Source organism: Halobacteriovorax sp. DA5, assembly GCF_002903145.1.
Taxonomy (GTDB): domain Bacteria; phylum Bdellovibrionota; class Bacteriovoracia; order Bacteriovoracales; family Bacteriovoracaceae; genus Halobacteriovorax_A.
In genome coordinates this window covers 1-508 of sequence record NZ_PPDJ01000025.1, presented here as the reverse complement: position 1 = coordinate 508, position 508 = coordinate 1, and the positions used below count along the sequence as shown (strand labels likewise).

The 508-nt window shown below is 53.3% G+C and carries 1 protein-coding gene; it reads left to right on the top strand.

What is annotated here, in order from left to right:
- A partial coding sequence (locus C0Z22_RS16080; RefSeq protein WP_158246957.1) for a hypothetical protein occupies nt 1-508 on the top strand: 508 nt, incomplete at both ends.

Here is a 508-nt window from a genome sequence, read left to right as displayed (position 1 = left end):
CAGCTACATCAACAGTTCCATGATGAGGTTCGTAGCCCTTGCCCTCACTGTTTTGCTGGCAGGTTGCCAGGCCCGTTTCCTGCAGGATGAAGCACCATCACAGCTGGATCATGTGAAGTCTGCGTTCAAGCTTTACGCAGATCAGCTGAAGCAGTCTTCACACAAGACCCTCACTCACCTCGATGACACAGAGTTCAAAGACTACAAGGTATTCCTGGGCCAGTCCATAGACAACCTCCATGGCTACTTTGAGAAAGCCTTTGAATTCATCACCCCAGTTGCTACCCAGGTGCTGGATGCCACCGCTACACAGCGTGAGAAGTTGACCAAGGACATCGAGGACCTCCGTAAGCAGCTCGAGCCCATGCGTGAGGAGCTCAGGCAGGTTCTGCTGAAGCACCTCGAGGAGTACAGAGATGAGCTGAAGCCTTTTGTCGACGATTACTTGGCCAAGGAGCGTCAGCGCATGGAAGAAGTCCGAACCAAGCTGGAGCCAGTGGTCAAGAGC